Source organism: Burkholderia sp. Leaf177 (genome assembly GCF_001424345.1).
Taxonomy (GTDB): Bacteria; Pseudomonadota; Gammaproteobacteria; order Burkholderiales; family Burkholderiaceae; genus Caballeronia.
This window is the reverse complement of sequence record NZ_LMPF01000001.1, coordinates 158,225-182,228: the sequence shown is the minus strand read 5'-3', so window position 1 is coordinate 182,228 and position 24,004 is coordinate 158,225. Positions and strand designations below refer to the sequence as shown.

At 59.1% G+C, this 24,004-nt stretch carries 21 protein-coding genes; 7 read left to right on the top strand and 14 right to left on the bottom strand.

Translation table 11 applies throughout. The features are described from left to right. Positions 1-225: 225 nt before the first annotated feature. Complete coding sequence (locus ASG35_RS00790; protein WP_056351625.1) at positions 226-1,527, bottom strand: RsmB/NOP family class I SAM-dependent RNA methyltransferase; 1,302 nt, start codon at positions 1,525-1,527, stop codon at positions 226-228. Then, positions 1,524-2,174 (bottom strand): phosphoribosylglycinamide formyltransferase, encoded by a 651-nt coding sequence (purN, locus tag ASG35_RS00785; RefSeq protein WP_056351623.1) that lies wholly within the window; start codon positions 2,172-2,174, stop codon positions 1,524-1,526. Before purN ends, ASG35_RS00790 begins: the two co-directional genes overlap by 4 nt. Before the next feature lie 168 nt (positions 2,175-2,342). On the opposite strand from purN, the gene ASG35_RS00780 reads away from it, so the two are divergent. From ASG35_RS00780 to dut, 6 genes are all read left to right on the top strand, one after another. Beyond that, on the top strand, positions 2,343-3,332 hold the full coding sequence (locus tag ASG35_RS00780; protein ID WP_056351620.1) for a bifunctional riboflavin kinase/FAD synthetase: 990 nt from the start codon (positions 2,343-2,345) through the stop codon (positions 3,330-3,332). 135 nt (positions 3,333-3,467) lie between these two features. Beyond that, positions 3,468-6,302 carry an isoleucine--tRNA ligase gene (gene ileS, locus ASG35_RS00775; RefSeq protein WP_056351617.1) on the top strand — a complete coding sequence of 945 codons (2,835 nt, stop codon included), beginning with the start codon at positions 3,468-3,470 and terminating at the stop codon, positions 6,300-6,302. Continuing rightward, on the top strand, positions 6,302-6,802 hold the full coding sequence (gene lspA / locus ASG35_RS00770) for a signal peptidase II (protein WP_056351615.1): 501 nt from the start codon (positions 6,302-6,304) through the stop codon (positions 6,800-6,802). The genes ileS and lspA overlap by 1 nt, the downstream gene beginning before the upstream one ends. Before the next feature lie 31 nt (positions 6,803-6,833). After that, the gene (gene coaBC, locus ASG35_RS00765) at positions 6,834-8,051 is read left to right on the top strand and encodes a bifunctional phosphopantothenoylcysteine decarboxylase/phosphopantothenate--cysteine ligase CoaBC (protein WP_056352835.1); all 1,218 of its coding nucleotides are present in this window, start codon (positions 6,834-6,836) and stop codon (positions 8,049-8,051) included. Positions 8,052-8,065: 14 nt separating this feature from the next. Continuing rightward, the gene (locus ASG35_RS00760) at positions 8,066-9,079 is read left to right on the top strand and encodes an LLM class flavin-dependent oxidoreductase (protein WP_056351611.1); all 1,014 of its coding nucleotides are present in this window, start codon (positions 8,066-8,068) and stop codon (positions 9,077-9,079) included. Next, the gene (gene dut, locus ASG35_RS00755; RefSeq protein ID WP_056351608.1) at positions 9,076-9,522 is read left to right on the top strand and encodes a dUTP diphosphatase; all 447 of its coding nucleotides are present in this window, start codon (positions 9,076-9,078) and stop codon (positions 9,520-9,522) included. Before ASG35_RS00760 ends, dut begins: the two co-directional genes overlap by 4 nt. Before the next feature lie 21 nt (positions 9,523-9,543). Here dut and ASG35_RS00750 read toward each other — a convergent pair whose 3' ends face one another. The 9 genes from ASG35_RS00750 to clpS all read right to left on the bottom strand — a co-directional run bounded on the left by ASG35_RS00750 (position 9,544) and on the right by clpS (position 20,248). Then, positions 9,544-10,827, bottom strand: a complete 1,284-nt coding sequence (locus ASG35_RS00750) for a D-tagatose-bisphosphate aldolase, class II, non-catalytic subunit (RefSeq protein ID WP_056351605.1) — start codon at positions 10,825-10,827, stop codon at positions 9,544-9,546. Positions 10,828-10,831: 4 nt separating this feature from the next. Then, positions 10,832-11,806, bottom strand: a complete 975-nt coding sequence (locus ASG35_RS00745; RefSeq protein ID WP_056351602.1) for a tagatose kinase — start codon at positions 11,804-11,806, stop codon at positions 10,832-10,834. Continuing rightward, positions 11,799-12,788, bottom strand: a complete 990-nt coding sequence (locus ASG35_RS00740) for an ABC transporter permease (RefSeq protein WP_056351598.1) — start codon at positions 12,786-12,788, stop codon at positions 11,799-11,801. The genes ASG35_RS00745 and ASG35_RS00740 overlap by 8 nt, the downstream gene beginning before the upstream one ends. After that, complete coding sequence (locus ASG35_RS00735; RefSeq protein WP_056351596.1) at positions 12,785-14,311, bottom strand: sugar ABC transporter ATP-binding protein; 1,527 nt, start codon at positions 14,309-14,311, stop codon at positions 12,785-12,787. Before ASG35_RS00735 ends, ASG35_RS00740 begins: the two co-directional genes overlap by 4 nt. Next, complete coding sequence (locus ASG35_RS00730; protein ID WP_056352832.1) at positions 14,308-15,195, bottom strand: substrate-binding domain-containing protein; 888 nt, start codon at positions 15,193-15,195, stop codon at positions 14,308-14,310. The genes ASG35_RS00735 and ASG35_RS00730 overlap by 4 nt, the downstream gene beginning before the upstream one ends. 21 nt (positions 15,196-15,216) lie before the next feature. Continuing rightward, on the bottom strand, positions 15,217-16,029 hold the full coding sequence (locus ASG35_RS00725; RefSeq protein WP_056352831.1) for a DeoR/GlpR family DNA-binding transcription regulator: 813 nt from the start codon (positions 16,027-16,029) through the stop codon (positions 15,217-15,219). 91 nt (positions 16,030-16,120) lie between these two features. Next, positions 16,121-17,494 carry an amino acid permease gene (locus tag ASG35_RS00720; protein ID WP_056351591.1) on the bottom strand — a complete coding sequence of 458 codons (1,374 nt, stop codon included), beginning with the start codon at positions 17,492-17,494 and terminating at the stop codon, positions 16,121-16,123. 142 nt (positions 17,495-17,636) lie between these two features. Further along, complete coding sequence (gene clpA, locus ASG35_RS00715; protein ID WP_056351588.1) at positions 17,637-19,937, bottom strand: ATP-dependent Clp protease ATP-binding subunit ClpA; 2,301 nt, start codon at positions 19,935-19,937, stop codon at positions 17,637-17,639. Further along, the gene (clpS, locus tag ASG35_RS00710) at positions 19,934-20,248 is read right to left on the bottom strand and encodes an ATP-dependent Clp protease adapter ClpS (RefSeq protein WP_031359828.1); all 315 of its coding nucleotides are present in this window, start codon (positions 20,246-20,248) and stop codon (positions 19,934-19,936) included. The genes clpA and clpS overlap by 4 nt, the downstream gene beginning before the upstream one ends. 593 nt (positions 20,249-20,841) lie before the next feature. Here clpS and ASG35_RS00705 point away from each other — a divergent pair. After that, positions 20,842-21,048: a cold-shock protein gene (locus tag ASG35_RS00705; RefSeq protein ID WP_035497884.1), complete on the top strand. Its 207-nt coding sequence runs from the start codon at positions 20,842-20,844 to the stop codon at positions 21,046-21,048. 126 nt (positions 21,049-21,174) lie between these two features. Here ASG35_RS00705 and ASG35_RS00700 read toward each other — a convergent pair whose 3' ends face one another. The 3 genes from ASG35_RS00700 to icd form a co-directional block, all read right to left on the bottom strand. Next, complete coding sequence (locus tag ASG35_RS00700; protein ID WP_056351587.1) at positions 21,175-21,762, bottom strand: ImmA/IrrE family metallo-endopeptidase; 588 nt, start codon at positions 21,760-21,762, stop codon at positions 21,175-21,177. 22 nt (positions 21,763-21,784) lie between these two features. Continuing rightward, on the bottom strand, positions 21,785-22,309 hold the full coding sequence (locus tag ASG35_RS00695; RefSeq protein WP_056351586.1) for a hypothetical protein: 525 nt from the start codon (positions 22,307-22,309) through the stop codon (positions 21,785-21,787). 205 nt (positions 22,310-22,514) lie between these two features. After that, positions 22,515-23,768 carry an NADP-dependent isocitrate dehydrogenase gene (gene icd, locus ASG35_RS00690; RefSeq protein WP_056351583.1) on the bottom strand — a complete coding sequence of 418 codons (1,254 nt, stop codon included), beginning with the start codon at positions 23,766-23,768 and terminating at the stop codon, positions 22,515-22,517. Positions 23,769-24,004 lie beyond the last annotated feature (236 nt).

The window sequence follows — 24,004 nt, the reverse complement described above, 5'->3', positions numbered from 1 at the left end:
CTGTTGGGTGCATGAAAGGATTATGCACGTGGTTCGACGGCATTCTACGTCATGCGTTCCAAGTCTTTGTGTCGATGGAGGAAATTTTTGATTTCGCGCAAAAGCAACGGGAATTTTGACCGCTCATTTCCCGTCGCGTTTAGTGCGCTCAACGCCGATTTCCCCTGTTTAGCAAGCTTGACTACGAATTGCCGCCAATCCGTCGTCGACATAGGCAAATACCACTTATTCAGCAACGACCTCTTCCGGAGGCGTCTCTTTTGCCGGATTTGGCAGCCGTTCGAGCACCGCCGCGAAAAATCCGTCCGTGCCGTGCTTGTGTGGCCACAGTTGCAGATAGTCGCCGGTATCGAGGTCGATGCGCTGTTCCGCGAGCACATCCTTCGCCGGAACCAGCTTGAACTGCGGATGCGTTGCGAGAAATTGCGTCACGACACCTTCGTTTTCCGCTTCGAGCATGCTGCACGTGGCATATACGAGACGGCCGCCCACTTTCACGAGCCGGGACGCGCTGGTCAAAATGGAAAGCTGCTTCGGCGTCAGCTCGGCCACCGATTCCGGCGATTGACGCCATTTCAGGTCCGGATTGCGCCGCAGCGTGCCGAGGCCGGAACACGGGGCATCGACGAGAACACGGTCGATCTTGCCCGCCAGCCGCTTGATCTTGGCGTCGTGCTCACTGTCGATCAACACCGGATTCACGTTCGACAAACCGCTGCGAGCCAGGCGGGGCTTGAGCTTCGCGAGGCGCCGATCGGAAACGTCGAAAGCGTAGAGACGGCCCGAGGAACGCATCATTGCGCCGAGCGCCAGCGTCTTGCCGCCCGCGCCTGCACAAAAATCCACGATCATTTCGCCACGACGGGGCGCGACGAGCGAACAAAGCAGCTGGCTGCCCTCGTCCTGCACTTCAATCCAGCCGTCCTGGAACGGTTGCAGGCGCGTCAGCGCAGGCTTGCCGTCAACTCGCACGCCATACGGCGCGAACGGCATTTCGCCGGCGTCGATACCCGCTTCGGTCAGCGTCTTGATCACCTGATCGCGCGTCGCCTTGATCGGGTTCGCGCGCAAATCGAGCGGCGCCGGGTAATTCAGCGCGGCGGCGAGTTGGGCGAGCTCGTCGGTATCGAAGCGCTTGGTCATGGAATCGTAGATCCACTGCGGCAGATTCGTGCGCACGCGTACCGGCAAACTGCCCGGATCGATCTTCGAAACCTGGTTGAGCCACTGGTATTCGTCGGCGGAGATGAACGGTTTTACCGCCGATAAACCCGCCGTCTGCATCAAGCCCAGCAACGCGAGACGCCGTGCCTGGTTGCCCGCGCCGCTTTCCGCCAGATGCGAAAACTCCATTTTCCGGCGCAAGACCGCGAACACCGCTTCGGCGATCACCCCGCGTTCGTTGTGCCCGAGCTTGGGATGCGCGCGGAAGAAGCGGCTGGTGGCGGCATCCGCCGGACCGCTGAAACGCAAAACGTCGGCCAGCAACGTCTCTGTCTGTCCTATCAAAAATCCATGAAGCCTCATACGCCCTCCCCGGCAATGTCGGCAAAGAGCCATTGCGGCTCTGGTGGCGTGAGCACGACACGCTCGCCGTCGATGGCAAGACGCCCTTCGACGAACCAGCGCACCGCGCGTGGGTAAATAATGTGTTCTGCAGCCAGCACCCGGTTGGCGAGCGTGGCCGGGTCGTCGCCTGGCAGGACCGGCACCGCTGCCTGCGCGATGACCGGACCATGATCGAGCGCCGGTGTAACAAAATGAACGCTTGCGCCATGTACGCGCACGCCGGCATCGAGGGCTTGCTGATGCGTTTTCAGCCCTGGAAAAGACGGCAACAGCGACGGATGAATGTTGATCATGCGTCCCGCGTAACGATCGACAAAAGCGTCGGTCAGCACGCGCATGAAACCCGCAAGCACGACCAGATCCGGTTCAAACCTGTCGATATTGCGTGCAAGCGCCTGATCGAAGGCTTCGCGCGTCTCGAATTCACGATTATCGACCACATGTGTTGCAATATCGCTCGCCGCCGCGAACGCAAGTCCGGCGGCATCGGGCCGATTCGAGATCACGGCCGTCACCCGGGCCGGCCAGCCTTCGCGCGCGCAGGCTCGCACGACGGCTTCCATGTTGGTTCCCCGCCCGGAAATCAGGATGACGATTTTTTTCATCGGGCGATTTTATCATTCGATGCCCGTAAAACCGTCCGATTCGGCACTGCGCAAAGCGGGCGCGGCGTCCGCCGATCCGTTCGAGCGTTTATAATCGAACGCTTTGCGGCACTCGTGCTTCAGGCGCTGCAGCCAATTTAACCGTCAACCGCCGACCCAGCCGATATTGTGAGAGTCTTCCGCGGCCTACCCAATGCCGAAAGCCGCGCGCCCTGCGCGCTGACCATCGGCAATTTCGACGGTGTCCACCGCGGTCACCAGGCGCTGCTCGCGCACGTCCGCGCCGCCGCCGACGCCCGCGGGCTGCCGGTATGCGTCATGACTTTCGAACCGCATCCCCGCGAATTCTTCAATCCCGCCGGCGCGCCGCCGCGCATCGCCATGTTGCGCGACAAGCTCGAAGCGTTGCGTACGAACGGCGTGGATCGCGTGGTGGTCGAGCATTTCAACAAGACATTTGCCGCGCAGTCGCCGGACAGGTTCGTCGAAGATGTCATCGTGAACGGGCTGCACGCGCGCTGGGTCATGATCGGCGACGATTTCCGCTACGGCGCGAAACGCGCAGGCGATTTCGAATCGCTCGAAGCGGCAGGACGTAAATACGGCTTCGAAGTCGAGCAAATGGCGACCGTCGCGGACGTGAACGGTGCGCGTATTTCGAGCTCGGGCGTACGGGCGTCGCTGGTTGCAGGCGATCTCGACGCGGCCCGCATAGCGCTCGGCCGTCCTTACGTCATCAGCGGCCATGTGGTGCACGGGCAAAAGCTCGGGCGCGATCTCGGCTTTCCCACGCTCAACGTTCCGATTGCCCACAAGCGTCCGGCGCTCGCGGGGATTTTTGCCGTGCGCGTGCACGGACTCGAAGCCGAACCGCTGCCGGGCGTGGCGAGTCTTGGGATCCGTCCGACCGTCGACGATTCCGGCCGCGTCCTGCTCGAAACCTTCGTGCTCGACTGGCATGGCGACGCCTACGGCAAGCTCGTGCGGATCGAATTCCTGCAAAAGCTGCGCGACGAGGAAAAATACGTGGACCTCGAAACCCTGACAGCGGCCATCGCCCGCGACGTAACCAATGCGCGCGCGTATTTCGCCGCCGACGTCAATTCGAGCGGCCGCGACAGCGGCTTCGCAACGTCGGCAACAGATCGAATTAGGTGAGCGCGTGGCGCCGGGCCGCAAATCCCGACGCGCTGCCCGCAGCCTCGCTCACACCATTTCAAGCATTTCGAGCCCGTTCCCGGATGCGAGCCAAATCCGGAACCGCCGCTTCATCGAATCCATATCGAGTCATCCATGAGCAACAAGAAAGAAGCCAAGCCCCAGTCGAAATATCCGGTCAATCTGCTCGACACACCGTTTCCCATGCGCGGCGATTTGCCCAAGCGCGAGCCGCAATGGGTCAAGGAATGGCAGGACAACAAGATCTACGAGAAGATCCGCGCCGCGAGCAAAGGCCGCAAGAAGTTCATCCTGCACGACGGTCCTCCGTATGCGAACGGCGACATCCATCTCGGTCATGCAGTGAACAAGATCCTGAAGGACATGATCGTGAAGGCGCGCAATCTGGCGGGCTTCGACGCGGTTTATGTGCCGGGCTGGGATTGTCATGGCATGCCTATCGAAATCCAGATCGAGAAGCAGTTCGGCAAGTCGTTGCCGGCGCGCGAAGTAATGGAAAAAGCGCGCAAATATGCGAGCGAGCAGATCGAAAAGCAGAAGGTCGGCTTTCGCCGGCTGGGCGTGCTCGGCGATTGGGACAACCCGTACAAGACGATGAACTTCGTCAACGAAGCCGGCGAAATCCGCGCGTTGGGCAAGATCCTCGAGAAGGGTTATGTGTATCGCGGGCTGAAGCCGGTGAACTGGTGCTTCGATTGCGGTTCCGCGCTGGCCGAGGCCGAAGTGGAATACAAGGACAAGACCGATCCGACCATCGACGTGATGTTTGCTTTCGCCGAGCCGGAGAAAACCGCCCAGGCGTTCGAACTCGCCGCGTTGCCGAAGCAGGACGGCGGCATCGTGATCTGGACCACGACGCCCTGGACGATTCCCGCCAACCAGGCGCTGAACGTGCATCCGGAGATTGTCTACAGCCTCGTCGATACCGAAAAAGGGCTGCTGATCCTGGCCGAAGATCGCGTGGAAGAATGCCTGAAGCAATACGGCGTGACGGGCACGACCATCGCGACCACGACGGGCCAAAAGCTGAGCGGCCTGCGTTTTCATCACCCGTTGAGCGCGGCGCATCCGGGCTACAAGCGCACGGCGCCGGTGTATCTCGGCGAGTACGTGACGACCGAAAGCGGTACGGGAATCGTGCATTCGTCGCCGGCATATGGCGTGGAAGACTTCGTGTCGTGCAAGGCGCATGGCATGACCGACTCCGACATCATCAACCCGGTCATGGGCGACGGACGATACATCGAATCGTTGCCGCTTTTTGGCGGCCTGTCGATCTGGGAAGCGAACGATCAGGTCATCGAAGCGCTGCGCGGCGCGCATTCGCTGCTGAAAACCGAGAAGTACACGCACAGCTACATGCACTGCTGGCGCCACAAGACGCCGATCATTTATCGCGCGACGTCGCAGTGGTTTGCCGGCATGGATGTAAAGCCGAACGATACGACGCGCACGTTGCGCGAGACGGCGCTGGAAGGCATCGAAAATACGGCGTTTTTCCCAGCGTGGGGCAAGCAGCGTTTGTACAGCATGATCGCGAATCGCCCGGACTGGACGCTTTCGCGTCAGCGCCAATGGGGCGTGCCAATGGCGTTTTTTGTGCACAAGGAAACGGGCGAATTGCATCCGCGTACGCTTGAACTGCTCGAAGAAGTGGCGAAGCGCGTGGAGGTGAGCGGCATCGAGGCGTGGCAAACGCTCGATCCGCAAGAACTGCTCGGCGACGAAGCGAACATGTACGAGAAAAATCGCGACACGCTCGACGTGTGGTTCGATTCCGGCACGACGCACTGGCACGTGCTGCGCGGCTCGCACAAGGATTCGCTGCAATTCCCGGCCGACTTGTATCTGGAAGGTTCGGACCAGCATCGCGGATGGTTTCATTCGTCGTTGCTGACCGCTTCCATGCTCGATGGCCGGCCGCCGTACAACGCCCTTCTCACGCACGGTTTCACCGTAGACGGCGAAGGCCGCAAGATGTCGAAGTCGCTCGGCAATGGTATCGATCCACACGATGTGGCGAACCGGCTGGGCGCGGAAATCATCCGCTTGTGGATTGCATCGACGGATTATTCGGGCGAACTCGCGATCTCGGAAGAGATCCTGAAGCGCGTGACGGAGACGTATAGAAGGATCCGCAATACCTTGCGTTTCCTGTTGTCCAATCTCTCCGATTTCGACTTCGAGAAAGACGCGCGTCCGGTCGAAGAATGGCTCGATATCGATAAATACGCCGTCGCGCTCGCGCAGAACCTGCAAGACGACGTCCTCGCGCATTACGAGAAATTCGAGTTCCATCCGGTGGTGTCAAAGCTCGCGACGTTCTGCTCGGAAGACCTCGGCGGGTTTTATCTCGACGTGATCAAGGATCGGCTCTACACCATGAAGCCGGATTCGCACGAACGCCGCGCGGCGCAAACGGTGTTGCATCACATCGCGCATGGCTTGTTGCGGCTGGTCGCGCCGTATCTTTCGTTCACGGCGGAAGAGGCGTACAAGGTCCTGCAACCCGGCCGCGATACGATCTTTACCGAGGTTTATCACGACTACCCGCAAGTGCCCGATGCCGGCGAATTGCTCGACAAGTGGACGCTGATCCGCTCGGCGCGCAGCGACGTTACCAAGGCGCTGGAAGAGGCGCGCACGGCCAACCTGATCGGTTCGTCGTTGCAGGCTGAAGTGGAAGTGCGTGCGAGCGGCGCGCGTTACCAGGCGCTGACCAGTCTTGGCGACGATCTCAGCTTCGTGCTGATAACGTCGGCGGCGCAGGTTGTGGAAGTGGCGAAGGAAGCGGATGAAGGCGTCGACGTGATTGCATCGAAGTACCTGAAATGCGAGCGCTGCTGGCATTACACGGCGGACGTGGGGGCATCGGCGGAACATCCGGGATTGTGTTTCCGGTGTATCAGCAACCTCTTCGGCGAAGGCGAAAAGCGGAGCGCAGCATAATGGCAAGGACGATGTCGAAACAAAGCAGTGGTTCCCTCGCGCCGTGGCTGGGTGTTTCGTTGATCGTGATTCTCTTCGATCAACTTTCGAAAATTGCCGTTGCGCGCGTGTTCAGCTACGCCGAACCGCACGCATTGACGCCGTTCTTCAATCTGTTCCTCGTCTATAACAAAGGTGCGGCGTTCAGCTTTCTGGCGGCCGCCGGCGGATGGCAGCGCTGGGGTTTCACGGCGCTCGGCGTGGTCGCGGCGATCGTGATCATCTATTTGCTCAAGCGCCACGGCACGCAACGTCTGTTTTGCACGGCGCTTGCGCTGATCATGGGCGGCGCGCTCGGGAACGTGATCGATCGCGTGGCTTACGGGCATGTGATCGACTTCCTGGATTTCCACGTCAACACCTGGCACTGGCCGGCGTTCAACCTCGCCGACAGCGCGATTACCATCGGCGCGGTGCTGCTCGTTTTCGATGAACTGCGGCGCGTGCGCGGGGCCAAATAACCGCCTTACGGCGAGACTCACGGAGGCAGCGTTGGACACGGCAGAACTCGCAGGAAAGCATCTGGTACTCGGGCTGTCGGGCGGTATCGCTTGCTACAAGATCGCTGAGCTCACGCGGCTACTGGTGAAAGCGGGCGCGACGGTTCAGATTGTCATGACCGAAGCCGCCACGCAGTTCATCACGCCCGTGACCCTGCAGGCGCTGTCCGGGCGGCCCGTGTACACGTCGCAATGGGACGCGCGGATTGCGAACAACATGGCGCATATCGATTTATCGCGTGAAGCCGATGCAATCGTGATCGCGCCAGCGTCCACCGACTTTATCGCCAAGCTTGCACATGGCAATTGCGACGATCTGCTGTCCACGTTGTGCGTGGCGCGCGATTGTCCGCTGCTCGTGGTTCCCGCAATGAACCGCCAGATGTGGCAGAACCCGGCGACGCAACGCAACGTCGCGCAACTGCGTGCCGACGGCGTGCAAGTGCTCGGCCCGGATTCCGGCGCCCAGGCGTGCGGCGAAGTAGGCGATGGGCGGATGCTGGAACCATCGGCTACGTTCGAAGCAATTTGCGCGTTCTTCCAGCCGAAGATATTGCAAGGGCATCGCGTGTTGATCACGGCCGGCCCGACGTTCGAACCGCTTGATCCCGTGCGCGGCATCACCAATCGATCATCCGGCAAGATGGGTTTTGCGTTGGCGCGTGCGGCCGCTCAAGCTGGCGCAGACGTTCATCTCGTGGCCGGGCCGGTCGGGCTCGAGACGCCCTGGGGCGTGTATCGCGAAGATGTTCAAACCGCGCAGCAAATGCACGACGCGGTGCTGCATGCCACGGCGGACGCGGACATTTTTATCGCGGTGGCGGCCGTCGCCGACTGGCGCGTGGATCACGTGAGCGAACACAAGATCAAGAAGGCCGCCGATCACGCCATGCCTACATTCATTTTCGTCGAAAATCCGGACATTCTTGCGACCGTCGCGCGTCTGCCGAACCCGCCGTTTTGCGTCGGCTTCGCGGCGGAAAGCGGCGATCTGGAAGTGCACGGCGAAGACAAACGCGCGCGCAAGAACGTGCCTTTGCTGATCGGCAATCTCGGGCCGCTGACGTTTGGTCTCGACGACAACGAGGTCGTGCTGTTCGAAGCCTCAGGCATCACGCGCCTGCCTCGCGCCGATAAAAAACTGCTGGCTCGCTTGCTTATCGCCGAGATTGCGAAGCGCGCGCCACGCGGCGGATCGCTGTTGTCCTGACTGCTCGAGCCATCATGCCCATCAAACTTTCCGTACTCGATCAAACGCCGGTCATTCACGGCCACACGACCGCGGACGCCATCGCGGCCACGCTCGATCTCGCGCGTCTCGCCGATGAACTCGGCTACACGCGCTACTGGTGCGCGGAGCATCACGGTTTGCGGGGGGTATCGAATCCGTGTCCGGAAGTCTTGCTTGCGCGAATCGGCAGCATCACGCAGCGCATGCGGATTGGTTCGGGCGGCGTCATGCTGCCCTACTACAGCTCGTTCAAAGTGGCCGAGCAATTCCTGATGCTCGAAGCGCTGTTCCCGAATCGTGTTGATCTGGGCGTAGGACGCGCGCCCGGCGGCGATATGCGCACGGCGCAAGCGGTGGCTGCCGGCGACTACAATCGCGGCGATATTTTTCCGCAGCAGGTCGGCGAACTCGTTGGCCTCTTCGATGGAACCCTGCCCGAAGATCATCTCGCGCATGGCGTTCTGCTGCAGCCGGAAATCGAAACGCGTCCCGAATTATGGATGCTCGGTTCCAGCGATTTCGGCGGCCTGCTCGCGGCGCAACTGGGCATTCGCTTCGCGTTCGCGCACTTCATCAACGCGCAATATGGGCACCGGGTGGCGGAGGCGTATCGCGAGCGCTTTGTGTCGCGTAATGGATCGAAGCCTTATCTCGCGGCCGCCGTGTTCGTGATTTGCGCCGACACCGAAACCGAAGCCGCCGCGCTCGAACGCGCCGTGGATTTGCGTCGCGTGCAGATGGCTTATGGATTGAACATGCCGATTCCATCGATTGCGCAAGGCGCTAACCAGGCGTTCGGCGAGCGTGAACTGAACGTGATTGCGCGCGAAAAGAACCGCAGCATTATCGGTACGCCGGAACGTGTGACCGAACAATTGCACGAACTCCAGCAACGCTTCGATGCCGACGAACTGATCGTGCTGAGCGTCGCGGGAAGTTATCAGGCGCGGCTGCGCTCGTATGAATTGCTGGCCGACGCATTCGAACTCAACAAACAGAATCCATGAAACTCGATATCAAGATCCTCGATGCGCGCATGCGCGATTACTTGCCCGCGTACGCCACGCCGGGAAGCGCCGGCCTCGATCTGCGTGCGTGCCTGGACGCGCCCATCACGCTCGAGCCGGGCCAGACGACGCTCGTGCCGACCGGGTTGGCGATTCATATTGAAGATCCGGGTTATGCGGCGCTGATCTTGCCGCGTTCCGGTTTGGGCCATAAGCACGGCGTGGTGCTTGGTAATCTGGTTGGATTGATCGATTCGGATTATCAGGGACAACTGATGATATCGACGTGGAATCGCGGCGAGACCGCATTCACGTTGAACCCGCTCGAACGCCTCGCGCAATTGGTGATCGTGCCGGTGGTCCAGGCAACGTTCAATATTGTCGATGACTTCGCCCAGAGCGAGCGCGGCGCCGGTGGTTTCGGCAGCACGGGCAAGCACTGAGCTTTGCGCAATTAAAAAGCGCTATGCGCGGCACGCCGCCGCGTAAGTCCTGATCACTTGCCGCACGCGATCCTGAACGAGCGCGAGCGGCTCGTTTTTCAATCGTCCGTGGCGCACGGCCCAATATTGATCGGGCAGAAACTGACTGAGTAAATTCTCCGGAATCTTCAACGCGCTCAGGTTATCCAGCAGCTTCTGCGCAGCCTTCGTGATCTGCGGATCGGCCCAGTAATAACGCACGCGATCGCTATAGCTGTACGTGCGTAACACGCGTTGCTGTTCGGTATCGCCGTGATAATACTTTTCCCAATTGCCTGGATTGTCGAGCATCACGCGCTCGACAACCGCGCGCAAATCCGAGCGCTTGTCCGCCGTTACCAATTGCGTTTCGATATCCGCCAAAGCGTACAGCGCCTCGCGCAACGCGAACGTCACGCCGGGACCCACCTTGAGAATGCGAAAGCCGTCGGCGACCAAAGCCGTCAGCGCTTCAGGCGTCTGGTAATCAGTGGAATGCGCCTCGAAGACCATGCCGGGAAGATCGTCCAGCGCGCTTTTCAACGACTCGGCGCGTAACGGAACGTAGTCGATCACCTTCGTATGATCGAACTCCACGCCCGGCTGCACGACCAGCGCAATCACGCGCGGCCACGTGTCCTGAACGCCTTGTTCTTGCCACGCTTTTTTGTGGACCAGCGCCGTCTCGATCGCTGCTTCACGCGATGTCGGTTCGACGATTTCAAGCTCTTCCGCCGCGCCGCCCGGCACCGGCACTTCCGTGCCGATCACGTACACCGGACTCACGCTCAAGCTCGCGCGCTTGACCGCCGCTTCGGCGACAGCGCATAAACGCGCGGCCCGCGAGGCAACGACTGCATCCGACAAACGCTCGGGATCATCGGCGCAAGCCATGCTGGTATCGAGGTGAATCTTCGTGAATCCCGCCGATGCATACGCGTCGATCAACGCTTCCGCGCGCTTCATTGCTTCTTCGGCCGGCAGATGACGCCATGCATTCGGCCCGAGATGATCGCCACCGAGAATCAGATGTTCGTGCGGGAACCCGACGCGCTCGGAAATAGAACGCACGAATTCGACGAAATCCGCCGGCTTCATGCCCGTGTAACCGCCGTATTGATCGACCTGATTCGAAGTCGATTCAATCAGCAACGGCGTCCCGTCTTCCAGCGCCTGCCGCATGGCCGCTTCGAGCACCCACGGATGCGCGGAACAAATGGAATAGATGCCGGCCAGCCACGCCGACGCCGGATGCGCATTGCTCAAACGCGAGACGATCGAATTCATCACATCACTCCGTGGTTGCCGTTGCCAAAAACGCGTCGAGTTCGGCGAACGTCGCCGTGCCTTCCATTGGACCCTTCACGCCGACCGCCCGCGCACCGCTTGCGCTTGCATAGTTGAGCGCCGTTTCCACGTCCATGCCTTGCGCGCGGCAACTGATGTACGTTGCGCCGAAGCAATCGCCCGCACCGGTTGGATCGAGCTCTTCGACCTTGAACGCCGGACGATGCGTCTCGCCATTGGCATTGAAGAAACTGCAGCCTTGCGCGCCGCGCTTCACCACCACTTCCTTCACGCCGCGCTCGAGCAGTTCATCGATAGCCCCGCGCTCCGACGTCGCGCTCGCGAGCAGCGTCACTTCGTGGCCGCTCGGCAGGAAGACATCGGTGTAATCGAGGATGAAATCGAGCGCGTCGCGCATCTCCGGAATCCGCAGCATTTCCTTGCGGATATTCGGATCGAAACTTACCGTGCCGCCGTTCTTCTTCACCGTTTCGATAGCCTGTTTCATCGCTTCGATGATCCTGAACGAAAACAGCGACGAACCCATCACATGGAAATTGCCGCAGTTCGCGAGCAAGTCTTCGCGCAAGTTCGCGACCGACAATTGCGCCGACGCGCTGTTCGTGATGTTGTAGATGAAATCGCGATCGCCGTCTTCCCGATACGTGACGAACGCACTGCCCGTGGTCGCGTCCTTCAGCACGGCAATGCCGGAAACGTCCACGCCGTCGGTGCGCAATCTTTCTACGTTGAGCACGCCGAAGTCGTCGTCGCCCACGCAGCCGATCATGGCGCACGGGCTGCCGAGTTTCGCGACCTGATCGATGAAAATCGCCGGCGCGCCGCTCGCGAACGGGCCAATCAGCGTGCCCGGTTCGCTAAAGCGCTGGCCGATCTTCGTGGCCATGATCTCGACCAGGATCTCGCCCATCGCGACGATGGTGCCGGCCTTCGAGGGAACACCGTTTGAATTAGGCATGACGTTTTTTCGTTTGAACATCGATACACACCGCGACCAGAATCACGATGCCTTTCACGATGAGTTGATAGAAATACGGAACGCTCAGCAAGTTCATGCCGTTGTTGATGACGCCGATAATCAGCGCGCCGATCAGCGTTCCGGTGATCGTTCCGTAACCGCCCGAGAGACTCGTGCCGCCGAGGACAGCTGCGGCGATGGCATCGAGTTCATAGCCAATACCCGCGTTCGGCTGCGCGGAATAAAGCCGCGACGTCATCAGCACGCCGCCAATGCTTGCAAGCAATCCCGAGATCATGAAGATCATGATTCGCAGACGGTTCACATCGATACCCGAATACAGCGCTGCCTCGCGATTTCCGCCCGCGAGATACGCCTTGCGTCCGAACACGGTACGCGAGAGCACGAAGTGATTCAGCAGCAGCAAGACCGCAAGAATCCAGATGGGCAGCGGAATGCCGAGCACGGAACCGTTGCCGAGGAAGGCGAATGCGTCGTTGTCGATGGAAATCGGCACGCCGTTCGACGTCAAGTACGCGAAGCCGCGAAACACGCCCATTGTCGCGACGGTGACAATGAACGACGGAATGGTAAGCAACGCCGAAAGCGAGCCGTTGATGGCCCCGAGAACGAGCCCGGTGCCCATGGCGGCGAGCACGGCAAGGAACGGCGATGCAACATGCTCCAGCGCGAATGCGCAGACGGTGCCGACCAGCGCCATGGTCGCGCCGACCGACAAGTCGATATCGCCGAGCAGCAGCACGTAGGTCATGCCGAAGCCGAGTATCGCGATGATGGAAACCTGCATCACGACATTCAGCAGATTGTTCACGGACATGAAGTTGGGCGACAACGCCCAGAAAAATCCGCACAAGACGATCAGCCCGACGACAATGCCGCCGTAATGCCGGAGCGCCCGATTGAATGCGCCGCTTGCGTGCGAGCGCCGCGTTGCCGCGCCGCTGAGTTGAGTCGGGTTCATGCTGTGGTGGCTCCCGTTGCGTACGACATGACTTCTTCCTGCGTCGGACCTTGAGCGTTGAATTCATGGACGATGCGTTTTTCACGCATCACGACAAGCCGGTCGCTCATGGCAAGCGCTTCCGGCAATTCCGATGAAACGAGGATGATCGCCGTCCCGCTTGCCGCGAGTTCGCGAATCACGCGATAGATTTCGAATTTCGCGCCGACGTCCACGCCGCGCGTGGGTTCATCGAGGATCAGGACTTTTGGTTTCAGCGCCAGCCATTTCGAAAACACGACCTTCTGCTGATTGCCGCCGCTCAGGTTTCCAACGGCTTGAAACGGACCCGATGCGCGGATGTTCATGCGCGCGATGGCGTTCGCGGTTTCATCGCGTTCGAAGCGCCGGTTCAAGATGCCGAAGCGCGAACCGTGTTCTTCGAAACTTGCCATCGTCACGTTGTTGGCAATGGAATGCATCAGCACGAGACCTTCGTGCTTGCGGTCTTCCGTGACGAACGCAATACCTTCTCGAATGGCGTGCGCCGGATTGCGCAACTTGAGGCGCTTGCCGCTCATCGAAATCTCGCCGCTCGGCCGGCCGATGCCAAACAATGCCTTCATCACGTCCGAGCGTCCCGCGCCGATCAAGCCGAAGAAACCGAGGATTTCGCCGGCGTGAATCTCGAAGCTGATGTCTTCGAACTGGCCGGGCAAAGTCAGGTGATCGACCTTCAGCAACGGCAAGGACGGCCGCACAAAAGGCGTTTCTCGCCGCGGATAAACATCGTTCATTTCGCGGCCGACCATCATCGCGATCAATGCGCCAATGGTCGTCTGGTCCTTCTGCAACGTCGCAATGTAGCGGCCGTCGCGCATGACCGAAATGTCGTCGGAGATGCGCATGATCTCGTCCATTCGGTGCGAGATATAGACGACCGCCGCGCCTTTCGCCGTCAGCTTCGTGACGATATGAAACAGGATCTCCGCTTCACGATCGCTTAGCGAAGACGTGGGTTCGTCCATGATCACGAGCGATGCATCGCGACTCAACGCCTTGGCAATCTCCACGAGCTGGCGCTGCGCCATGGAAAGACGCGAAACGGGCGCGGTTGCATCTATATCGATTCCAAGGTCATCGAGCAAAACCTGCGCTTCGGCATACAAACGCTTGAAATCGACAACACCAAAACGTCGCGGCTCGTGCCCCGCGAACATGTTTTCCGCGACGCTCAAGTTCTTCGCGAGACTCAGTTCCTGATAGATGATCGCGATGCCCGCACTCTGCGATTCGCCGGGATTCGCGAACGAAACGGGCGCGCCGTTCATCAGGATCTCGCCGCGCGTGGGCGCATGAACGCCCGCGAGAATTTTCATCAGCGTTGACTTTCCCGCGCCGTTTTCACCGAGCAGCGTATGCACGCGGCCCGGCAAAATCGCGAGCGAAACGTCCTTGATCGCCTCGACCGGACCGAACGATTTCGCGATGCCGCGCAGCTCGAGCAACGCTCGATCCGCGCGAGGTTTCAATACGCTATTCATTTCACCGACGCGTTCAGATACTGCCCCGGCGTCACCGGCTGCAGCTTCGGCACCGCTTGCTTGGCCGCGACCTTCATGGCGGTATCGACTGCGAGCGCACCCATCTTGTCCGGATACTGACGGATCACGCCAACGAAGTTCGGGTTTTTATCGACCGCGGCGCGCGCTTCAGGCATGCCGTCGAAGCCAATTACCTTCACCTTGTTCCCCGCCGATTTTCCCGCGACCGCTGCGGCCATCGCGGCGTCATCGCCGAAACCGAAGATGCCTGCCAGATCAGGATTCGCCTGCAACATGTTCTGCGCGGCGCTCAACGCGTCGGCGCGCGTGATGCCCGGCTGGATTGCGACGATCTTCACGTCCGGGCACGCGGCCAGCGCCTTCTTGAAACCCGTCACGCGGTCGATCACGGACTGGATCGTCGGGTAATCGATCACGCCGACCTTGCCCTTGCCGCCGAGCACCTTGCACATCAACGCGCCGGCTTGCAGACCGCCGGCGTAGTTATCGGTGGCAATATGCGATGCGACTTCGACGCCTGCGGCGCTGATATCGACGGTGATCACCGGAATGCCCGCCTTCTCCGCCGTCAGCACGGCCGCTTTCACGCCTTTGGAATCGACCGGCGAGATCACGATCACATCGACCTTCTTCGTGACGAAATCCTGCACGTCGGCGATCTGCTTGCTCAGGTCCTGGTTTGCAATTGCAATATCGATCTGCGCGTGATCCTTCGCCGCTTCGGCTTTCATCGCGTTGGCAAGTTCGACATAAAACGGATGCTGCTGTGTAAGCAGCGATGCACCAATCTTTACATCGGCGGCGTTTGCGGCCGTGGCGGTAACAGCGGTGACAAGAACAGCCAGCATTGAACGACGAAACATGAACATGTCTCCAGATATTGTTTAGGGTTGCTGATTACGAAATTCGAGGATGCCTTCTTCACGCCGGGTGACATCCAGCCCGGCTTTCAGAATCAGATCGAGCGTTGGTGGGTCGATAGCGTCATCGAGGACCAGTCCGCCGAGACGGCTTACGTGACAAAACGCCTTGCCTTCGCCTTGCAGCGCAGGTTGATAAGCGACGACGACAATCCGCTTGGCGTTCTTCAACGCCGCTTTATACACGTCGGTGAGACGGGGATCGGCGCACAGCAGATTGCCTTCGCGATCAAAACCCATCGCTTCGAGCACGACCAGATCCAGCGATAAAGCCGACAACGAGCGCTCCGCATCGGGCCCGAGCAGAACGGTTGAATCGTCGTCCAGGGTTCCGCCGGAAAGGCGCAACTCGCATCGCATGAAACGCTGGACGGTTGGCACCATGGCAATGTCGTTCAACGTCAGCGCAAGATTCGCGCGATCCGCGAGCAAGGGCAAAAGCTTGTGCGTGATCACGCCGGCGCCGATAAACACAGACGCGTGGTCATCGATGAAATCCGCCGCCAGCCGCGCAATGGCCATATCGGCGGCCTGGCGCGTGGCGCTCGCGGATACCGCCGACAAAACGTTTTCGCCCGGCCGCTGCGCCACGTAGCGCGCCTTGCCGAACGCACGAATGAGGTAGCGCTGCTGCTCGAGGTAATTGAGATCGGAGCGGATCGTGACGCTCGATACATCGAACGCGGTTGCGAGTTCATCGACCGAAACCTCGCCCCTCTTGCGGACAAGTTCGACAATTCGCAGACGCCGATGAAGCGAGTTTTTATTGGCCAGCACGGACAAACCACCTTTGCACTTTCGTTTCGAAAGATTCTAGTTTCGAAACGAAAGATACGCAAAGCGGTTGTCTTCGGTGTTTACCCGCGTTTCAAGCGCGTTTTCGATACCAGATGCCGTAGACGCCAATCAGGACGGCCATGAACGCGGTTCCGTAGACAAGTGTCATGCGAAATTCGTCGGTGAACGCGGTCGTGATCATGATCGCCGCCATCAGGGCCGCGCCGAGCAAACTGCCGGCCGGATGCAGGACCATGCGAAAGGACAACGAAGGACCGCGATATCGCGCGCGGAAAAACAGATGCGTGACGAAGATCATCAGCCACGCGAACATTGCGCCGAAGATGGCGAGCGACATCATCAAACCGAAGGCCATCGCTGGCCAGAACGCGGTCAGGATGGTCGCGAGCGCAATGCCGATCGTGGAGATGGAAAGCGCTGCGGTCGGCACGCCGTTCGCGCTGAGGCGCCCGAAACGCGCTGGCGCGTAACCCGCGCGCGACAGGCTGAACATCATGCGCGTGGTGATGTAAAGCTGGCTGTTCATGGCCGAAAGCGCCGCGACCAGCACCACGAAATTGATCACACCGGCCGCGTACGGCACGTGGGTCGCGGCCATCACTTTGACGAACGGGCTTTCGTCGGTGCTGGCTTGCGTCCACGGAACGATCGCAAGCATCAATGCAAGCGTGAGCAAATAGAACAGCACGAGCCGGAACACGGTCGACCTGAACGCCTTTGCAACCGCGCGTTGCGGGTCCCGCGCTTCCCCCGCCGCGACCGCAATCGTCTCAATGTTCAGGTAACTGAAGATCGACACGATCACCGCGAACCACATGCCTTTCAAGCCGTGCGGGAAAAATCCGCCGTGCGCGGTGAAATTGCCGAGACCCACGCCGGAAGAAACCCGCGCGCCATACACGAACACGGCGCCGAGCAAAATGAACGCGACGATCGCAACGATCTTAAGCATCGAAAACGCGTATTCGATAACGCCATACACCTTCACGCTCGCCGCGTTCACCGCGATCAACGTGCCTGAAAATCCGACGATCCAATACCAGCCAGGCACGTTCGCGAACCAGTACTTCATGAAAACGGCGACCGCGCTGACCTCGGTGCCGACCGCGAAGACGACCGCCGACCAGTACGCGTATCGCACGAGAAAACCCGCGAGCGGTCCGATGTAAAACTCCGCATACGCGCCGAACGATCCCGATGTTGGGTGCGCAACGGTCATTTCGGCGAGCGCGCCCATCAGCAATAACGCGATGACCGCGCCTATCGCGTAACTCAGCAACACGCTCGGTCCGGCAAAGCCGATTGCAAAACCGCTGCCCAGAAATAATCCCGTTCCGATCGCGCCGCCGATGGCGATCATCGACATCTGTCCGGCCGTCAGGCTCCGGTGCAGCCCTTTCTCCCGTTCGACAATAGTCTCGAACGACCCACGTTCAAAGCTCAAATCAACCTCTTGAAGTCAAGATCCGCAACGATCGCGGACACAAAAAAGCGAGGCGGCGCGGAAAAGTTCTCCGCGCCGCCTCGCCGATGATGACACACCTTACACGCGTGTCACCTGACTTCAGTCATCCACTGCTTGCTGCTTACTCGACCTCGACCGCTTCCGGATTCGGATTGCGCGGGACCGGGCTTTCGTCGAACGTCAGCGACACTTTGTCGTTTTCGTCCACGTCGACCGTTACACGACCGCCCGTCATCAGCTTGCCGAAGAGCAACTCGTCAGCCAGCGCACGACGAATCGTGTCCTGAATCAGGCGTTGCATCGGCCGCGCGCCCATCAACGGATCGAAACCGTGCTTAGCGAGATGCTTGCGCAAAGCGTCCGTAAATACCGCGTCGACCTTCTTCTCGTGCAGTTGATCTTCCAATTGCATCAGGAACTTGTCGACCACACGCATGATGATTTCTTCATCGAGCGAACGGAAGCTGATGATCTGGTCGAGACGATTGCGGAACTCAGGCGTGAACATGCGCTTGATATCGGCCATTTCGTCGCCCGTTTCCCGGCGATTCGTGAATCCGATCACCGATTTCTGCATCGCTTCGGCACCCGCGTTTGTCGTCATGATGATGATGACGTTACGGAAATCCGCCTTGCGACCGTTGTTATCGGTCAGCGTGCCATGGTCCATGACCTGCAACAGCACGTTGTAGATGTCCGGATGCGCCTTTTCGATTTCGTCCAGCAACAGCACGCAATGCGGCTTCTTCGTGACGGCTTCGGTCAGCAAACCGCCTTGATCGAAACCAACATAACCCGGCGGCGCGCCGATCAGCCGGCTGACCGCGTGACGTTCCATGTACTCGGACATGTCGAAGCGCAGCAATTCGATACCCAGCGTGAACGCCAGCTGCTTCGCGACTTCCGTCTTGCCGACGCCCGTTGGACCCGAGAACAGGAACGCGCCGATCGGCTTGTCCGTCTTGCCGAGACCCGCACGCGCCATCTTGATGGCGGCCGCGAGCGCATCGATAGACTGGTCTTGCCCGAACACCACGCTCTTCAGGTCGCGATCCAGCGTCTGCAACTTGCTGCGATCGTCCTGCGAAACGCTTTGCGCCGGCACGCGTGCAATCTTCGAGATGATCTCTTCAATCTCGTTCTTGCCGATAGTCTTCTTCTGCTTCGACTTCGGCAGGATGCGTTGAGCCGCGCCCGCTTCATCGATCACGTCGATAGCCTTGTCCGGCAGATGACGATCCGTGATGAAACGCGCCGACAACTCAGCCGCAGCCGACAAAGCGCCCGACGAATACTTCACGCCGTGATGCTCTTCGAAACGCGACTTCAGTCCGCGCAAGATGGCAACAGTCTGCTCGACGGTCGGCTCGGCGACATCGACCTTCTGGAAACGACGCGACAACGCTGCGTCCTTCTCGAAGATCCCGCGATATTCCGTGAACGTGGTCGCGCCAATGCACTTCAGCTGACCCGACGACAACGCCGGCTTCAACAGATTCGATGCATCCAGCGTTCCGCCCGACGCCGCGCCCGCCCCAATCAACGTGTGAATTTCGTCGATGAACAACACCGCATGCGGGCGTTCCTTCAACTCTTTCAGCACGGTCTTGAGACGCTGCTCGAAATCACCGCGGTATTTAGTACCCGCCAGCAACGCGCCCATATCGAGCGAATACACCTGGGCGTCCGCAAGAATGTCCGGCACTTCGCCGCGCGTGATGCGCCACGCAAGGCCTTCGGCAATGGCGGTCTTACCCACGCCAGCTTCGCCTACGAGCAGCGGATTGTTCTTTCGGCGACGGCACAGCACCTGAACCACGCGCTCCACTTCCAGTTCGCGGCCGATCAGCGGATCGATCTTGCCGTCCTTCGCGAGCTGGTTGAGGTTCTGCGTGAATTGCGCGAGCGGAGTTTCCTTTTGCGCAGCCGCGTCTTCCGCTTCCGGATTCGCGTCGCTGCTTGCCTTCGCCGCGTCGCCTGTATTCGTCTTCGCGATGCCATGCGAGATGAAATTGACGACGTCGAGGCGCGTCACGCCCTGCTGTTGCAGGTAGTAGACGGCATGCGAATCCTTTTCGCCGAAGATAGCCACCAGCACGTTCGCGCCGGTAACTTCCTTCTTGCCATTCGACGTTGATTGCACATGCATAATCGCGCGCTGGATTACGCGCTGAAAACCAAGCGTGGGCTGAGTATCGACGTCGTCCGTGCCGGGCACGGTAGGCGTATTGTCATGAATGAAATTGCGCAGGTTCTGCCGCAAATCTTCAATGTTTGCTGCGCATGCACGCAACACTTCAGCCGCGGTCGGGTTGTCCAACAAGGCCAATAAAAGATGCTCGACCGTAATGAACTCGTGCCGCGCCTGACGTGCTTCCATAAACGCCATGTGCAGACTGACTTCCAGTTCCTGGGCAATCATGCTTCCTCCATCACACACTGCAGCGGATGACCCGCTTGCCTCGCGTGGCTAACGACTTGCTCAACTTTGGTCGACGCGATGTCCCGCGTATAGACCCCACAAACTCCCCTGCCTTCGCGATGAACCTTCAGCATGATCTGCGTCGCAGTCTCACGATCCTTATTGAAATGTTCTTGCACAACGAACACGACGAATTCCATCGGCGTGAAGTCGTCATTCAACAGCACCACTTTGTACATGGACGGCTGTTTCAGCTTTTGTTCCTGCCGCTCCAGTACGGTGCCATCCTGCTTGTTGGGATTGATCGCCATACGCCCATTCTAAACAACTTGGACAGGCTCGCCATCTCGCCAAAACTCCGTTCGCCATAGAGGCCGAATCGATGTCGCCGCACACTTCGCGCAACCTGTCGCTTGCTGAATTCCGCCGGCCCTTTTTACCGAACCGGCCCTCTTGAAACACCATTGAATCCAGTATCGCACAGCTCTCAAAAAAACGAATTGTTCACCTGGTGCGGCCTGCCTTGATCACTTCCCCGACAACTTTGCAGCTTTGAACAAAACCGTTTGAAGCCCGCCATCACTACGCATGCCGCGTGCCGCTTCCGGCCTGTACTGCATGTGCGTCGATTATGCGACTTTTCAAGATGGCGTGCTTGTGCGGCGGGATACGCGGAAAGCGGGAAAAACCCTTGAAATGAGACATTTACAACGGCTTTACGGCCATCTCAAAATTTTCTTGACACCTGATTTAAGAGATTAAACAATCAAATTGGCACTTTTTTCCGAAGTGTTTCAGGTGAAGAAAGGCCGAGGTGAGCTTGTGAGGAGGGGGCGGTTCACATAGTGGGCCGTCGAGCTTTTCGAGCGTGCTCGTGGTAGCGACGAGAGTAAGAGGGGAAGTGATGTCAACAGGTACGGTCAAATGGTTCAACGACGCGAAAGGCTACGGATTCATCACGCCCGATGAAGGCGGCGAAGATCTGTTTGCACATTTCTCGGCGATACAGATGAATGGTTTCAAGACGCTCAAGGAAGGCCAGAAGGTCAGCTTCGAGATTGTCCAGGGACCAAAGGGCAAACAGGCATCGAACATCCAGGAATCTGCCTGACCGTTCGAAATAGCGCACTGTCCTCGAAACCCGGCTCCGAGCCGGGTTTTTTTGTTGGGGGACGAGTGGAAAGAAGGATTGGATGCGCGATGATCCTGCGTCGATGCGCGCCGAATGCGCATCTCGTCAAAACGTGCCGATTCCTACATTCTTGAGTCGAAACTCCATTGCAGGGCGAGACACGCGGAATTTGACGGCCATTACGTCAACGAAGCGTGTTATCGGCATTTTCTCCACCTTGTGTTCTGCTTTATACGAGTCGATGACTTCCCGTCCCAAACTTTCGATCATTTGCTGCGGCATCAGCATTTCCGCGGCAAAACGGTTGGCCTCAGATTCGTAGCTGTTCCAGTAGGATTCAGTGCGGTTCATGGTGCTCCTCGTATCAACAAACTCGAGACGATCACTCGACCGGTGCATGCAGAAATGCGCGATCTCGTGCGCCAAGGTGAATCGACGTCTCGGTCCGTACGCATTTTCAGCTGGATTGATCCAGATCTCCGCTGGTCCTGCCTCGCTTAACGTGATCTTTCCTATAGTCGCGCCTGCAGATGGATCGGGGCGTTCGGATACAGTGATCCGAAGAAGCTTGGCGACTTCATCAACATCAACAGGCGGTGCAAACTCATACATCTTGTATTGGCATTCGGCCAACAAATAGTCCGCCAGCGCTGAAGGGGTGCGAAGGTCGGGTACGGTGAATAGCGCTTGCATTTTTTCGCTCTCCTCTCAACAACTACGCATTTTCCAGGTCGCTGGCTATTCGTGACAATGAATCACGCTCGTTGAGCGCCTGCGCCTTCCGTTGATCGGCATGGTCCATTCGCGCGCGCATGACCTCATTAAGCTTCTCTTTCACCTGATCGTCGAAGTGCTGAACCACTTCAGCGTTCTTCATCACCTCCTTTACGACCTCTACAGCATATCCATTCGTACGGGCCATTTCCGCCACCAACGCGGCAAACGCATCCGCGACATGTCGCTCCTTCTCTACTGCGAAATGCTGAGCGAAAATCAACCCTGCTGCGGTCAGGAATACAGCGACCGCGGTAATCATGAGCGTTGTGTAGACGATAAATGTGTTTGCGATCGCCACCGCGTCAACGCCAGCTACAGCACTGGTAGAAGCGAATCGATTGATCAGCGCGAAAGCCGCCACGCTGCCGATAACCCCGCCAAGAAGCCCGCCGAGCAACCCGCGTGTTTCGCGCGCGAGCCATCGAGAGCACAAGCTTGCTAAAGGTTTCTCGGTCGGACGCATCGTTGTCTCACCGCAAAATGCTGTATGGATACACAGTGATTCGGAAAGATTCAGAGTATCACTGCTGGGCGCGAAAAGAGCCGAATACGACAAGTTATGACAATGATTCAAACGGCAACAAACCCGCTCATAAGTCCGGCGTACAAAGCAAAGCCCCGGGGTGATCAAATCGCCCCAAGGCTCGAAATATCTACAGCATTACAGCCTACATATTCTCGACCAGCACCTGCCCGAACCCCGAACACGACACTTGCGTCGCGCCTTCCATCTGGCGCGCGAAGTCGTACGTGACGCGTTTTCCCAGGATCGATGCTTCCATCGACTTGATGATGATGTCGGCGGCTTCCGTCCAGCCCATATGGCGCAGCATCATTTCCGCCGAGAGAATCTCCGAGCCCGGATTCACGTAATCCTTGCCCGCGTATTTCGGCGCCGTGCCGTGCGTAGCCTCGAACATGGCAACCGAGTCGGACATATTGGCGCCCGGCGCAATGCCAATTCCGCCAACTTGCGCCGCCAAAGCATCCGAAACGTAGTCACCGTTCAGGTTCAGCGTCGCGATCACGTCGTATTCAGCCGGACGCAACAGAATCTGCTGCAGGAATGCATCGGCGATCACGTCCTTTATCACGACGTCATTGCCCTTCGGATTCTTGATCTTCATCCACGGGCCGCCGTCGATGAGCTCAGCCGCGAATTCCTTCTGCGCCAGCGCGTAGCCAAAGTCACGGAATGCGCCTTCCGTGAACTTCATGATGTTGCCCTTGTGCACGAGCGTGACGGAACTGCGGTTGTTGTCGAGGGCATATTGAATTGCCTTCCGAACCAGGCGCTCCGTGCCTTCACGCGAAACCGGCTTGATCCCGATACCCGATGTCTCCGGAAAGCGGATCTTCTTCACGCCCATCTCTTCCTGCAGGAACTTGATGATCTTCTTCGCGCCGTCGGATTCCGCCGGCCATTCGATCCCGGCGTAAATGTCCTCCGAGTTCTCGCGGAAGATGACCATGTTGGTTTTCTCCGGCTCGCGCACCGGCGACGGCACGCCCTTGAAGTACTGCACGGGGCGCAGGCAGACGTACAGGTCGAGTTGCTGGCGCAGCGCGACGTTCAGCGAACGGATGCCGCCGCCAACCGGCGTGGTGAGCGGTCCTTTGATCGAGACGACGTATTCCTTCAGCACGTCCAGCGTTTCATCAGGTAGCCATACGTCCGGGCCGTACACCTTGGTCGCCTTCTCGCCGGCGAAGATTTCCATCCAGTGGATTTTCTTCTTTCCGCCGTATGCTTTTTCCACGGCTGCATCGACGACCTTGATCATCACCGGCGTGATATCCACGCCCGTACCATCGCCTTCGATGAACGGGATGATCGGCTGGTCTGACACGTTGAGGGTGTAATCGGCGTTGACGGTGATCTTCTCACCGTCCGTCGGAACCTTGATGTGCTGATACGGCATGATCGACTCCAATTAAAGCTGGGCTGTAGATTAAGGAAATGCACGAGATCGGCGGCAAAAAGAGGTAGCCAGACGATGCAAACGGCCTCGCTATCAAGGCCGAAGCACGTCCGAGACGGCTTCGAAGGCTATTCTAGCCCACGGTATGGAGCGTCCGCCCGGACCGCGCCTCATGCCGGGTTGCGGGAGGCGGTGCTTTAAGATGCGGGCATTCGTCAACCAACGCATTCACGTTG

What these genes read in the sequence shown, in the direction of transcription:
- ASG35_RS00790 (WP_056351625.1), bottom strand. Translation starts at nt 1,527, where the DNA reads ATGAGGCTTCATGGATTTTTGATAGGACAGACAGAGACGTTGCTGGCC.
- purN (WP_056351623.1), bottom strand. Translation starts at nt 2,174, where the DNA reads ATGAAAAAAATCGTCATCCTGATTTCCGGGCGGGGAACCAACATGGAA.
- ileS (WP_056351617.1), top strand. Translation starts at nt 3,468, where the DNA reads ATGAGCAACAAGAAAGAAGCCAAGCCCCAGTCGAAATATCCGGTCAAT.
- lspA (WP_056351615.1), top strand. Translation starts at nt 6,302, where the DNA reads ATGGCAAGGACGATGTCGAAACAAAGCAGTGGTTCCCTCGCGCCGTGG.
- ASG35_RS00760 (WP_056351611.1), top strand. Translation starts at nt 8,066, where the DNA reads ATGCCCATCAAACTTTCCGTACTCGATCAAACGCCGGTCATTCACGGC.
- dut (WP_056351608.1), top strand. Translation starts at nt 9,076, where the DNA reads ATGAAACTCGATATCAAGATCCTCGATGCGCGCATGCGCGATTACTTG.
- ASG35_RS00750 (WP_056351605.1), bottom strand. Translation starts at nt 10,827, where the DNA reads ATGAATTCGATCGTCTCGCGTTTGAGCAATGCGCATCCGGCGTCGGCG.
- ASG35_RS00745 (WP_056351602.1), bottom strand. Translation starts at nt 11,806, where the DNA reads ATGCCTAATTCAAACGGTGTTCCCTCGAAGGCCGGCACCATCGTCGCG.
- ASG35_RS00740 (WP_056351598.1), bottom strand. Translation starts at nt 12,788, where the DNA reads ATGAACCCGACTCAACTCAGCGGCGCGGCAACGCGGCGCTCGCACGCA.
- ASG35_RS00735 (WP_056351596.1), bottom strand. Translation starts at nt 14,311, where the DNA reads ATGAATAGCGTATTGAAACCTCGCGCGGATCGAGCGTTGCTCGAGCTG.
- ASG35_RS00730 (WP_056352832.1), bottom strand. Translation starts at nt 15,195, where the DNA reads ATGTTTCGTCGTTCAATGCTGGCTGTTCTTGTCACCGCTGTTACCGCC.
- clpA (WP_056351588.1), bottom strand. Translation starts at nt 19,937, where the DNA reads ATGATTGCCCAGGAACTGGAAGTCAGTCTGCACATGGCGTTTATGGAA.
- clpS (WP_031359828.1), bottom strand. Translation starts at nt 20,248, where the DNA reads ATGGCGATCAATCCCAACAAGCAGGATGGCACCGTACTGGAGCGGCAG.
- ASG35_RS00705 (WP_035497884.1), top strand. Translation starts at nt 20,842, where the DNA reads ATGTCAACAGGTACGGTCAAATGGTTCAACGACGCGAAAGGCTACGGA.
- ASG35_RS00700 (WP_056351587.1), bottom strand. Translation starts at nt 21,762, where the DNA reads ATGCAAGCGCTATTCACCGTACCCGACCTTCGCACCCCTTCAGCGCTG.
- ASG35_RS00695 (WP_056351586.1), bottom strand. Translation starts at nt 22,309, where the DNA reads ATGCGTCCGACCGAGAAACCTTTAGCAAGCTTGTGCTCTCGATGGCTC.
- icd (WP_056351583.1), bottom strand. Translation starts at nt 23,768, where the DNA reads ATGCCGTATCAGCACATCAAGGTTCCGACGGACGGTGAGAAGATCACC.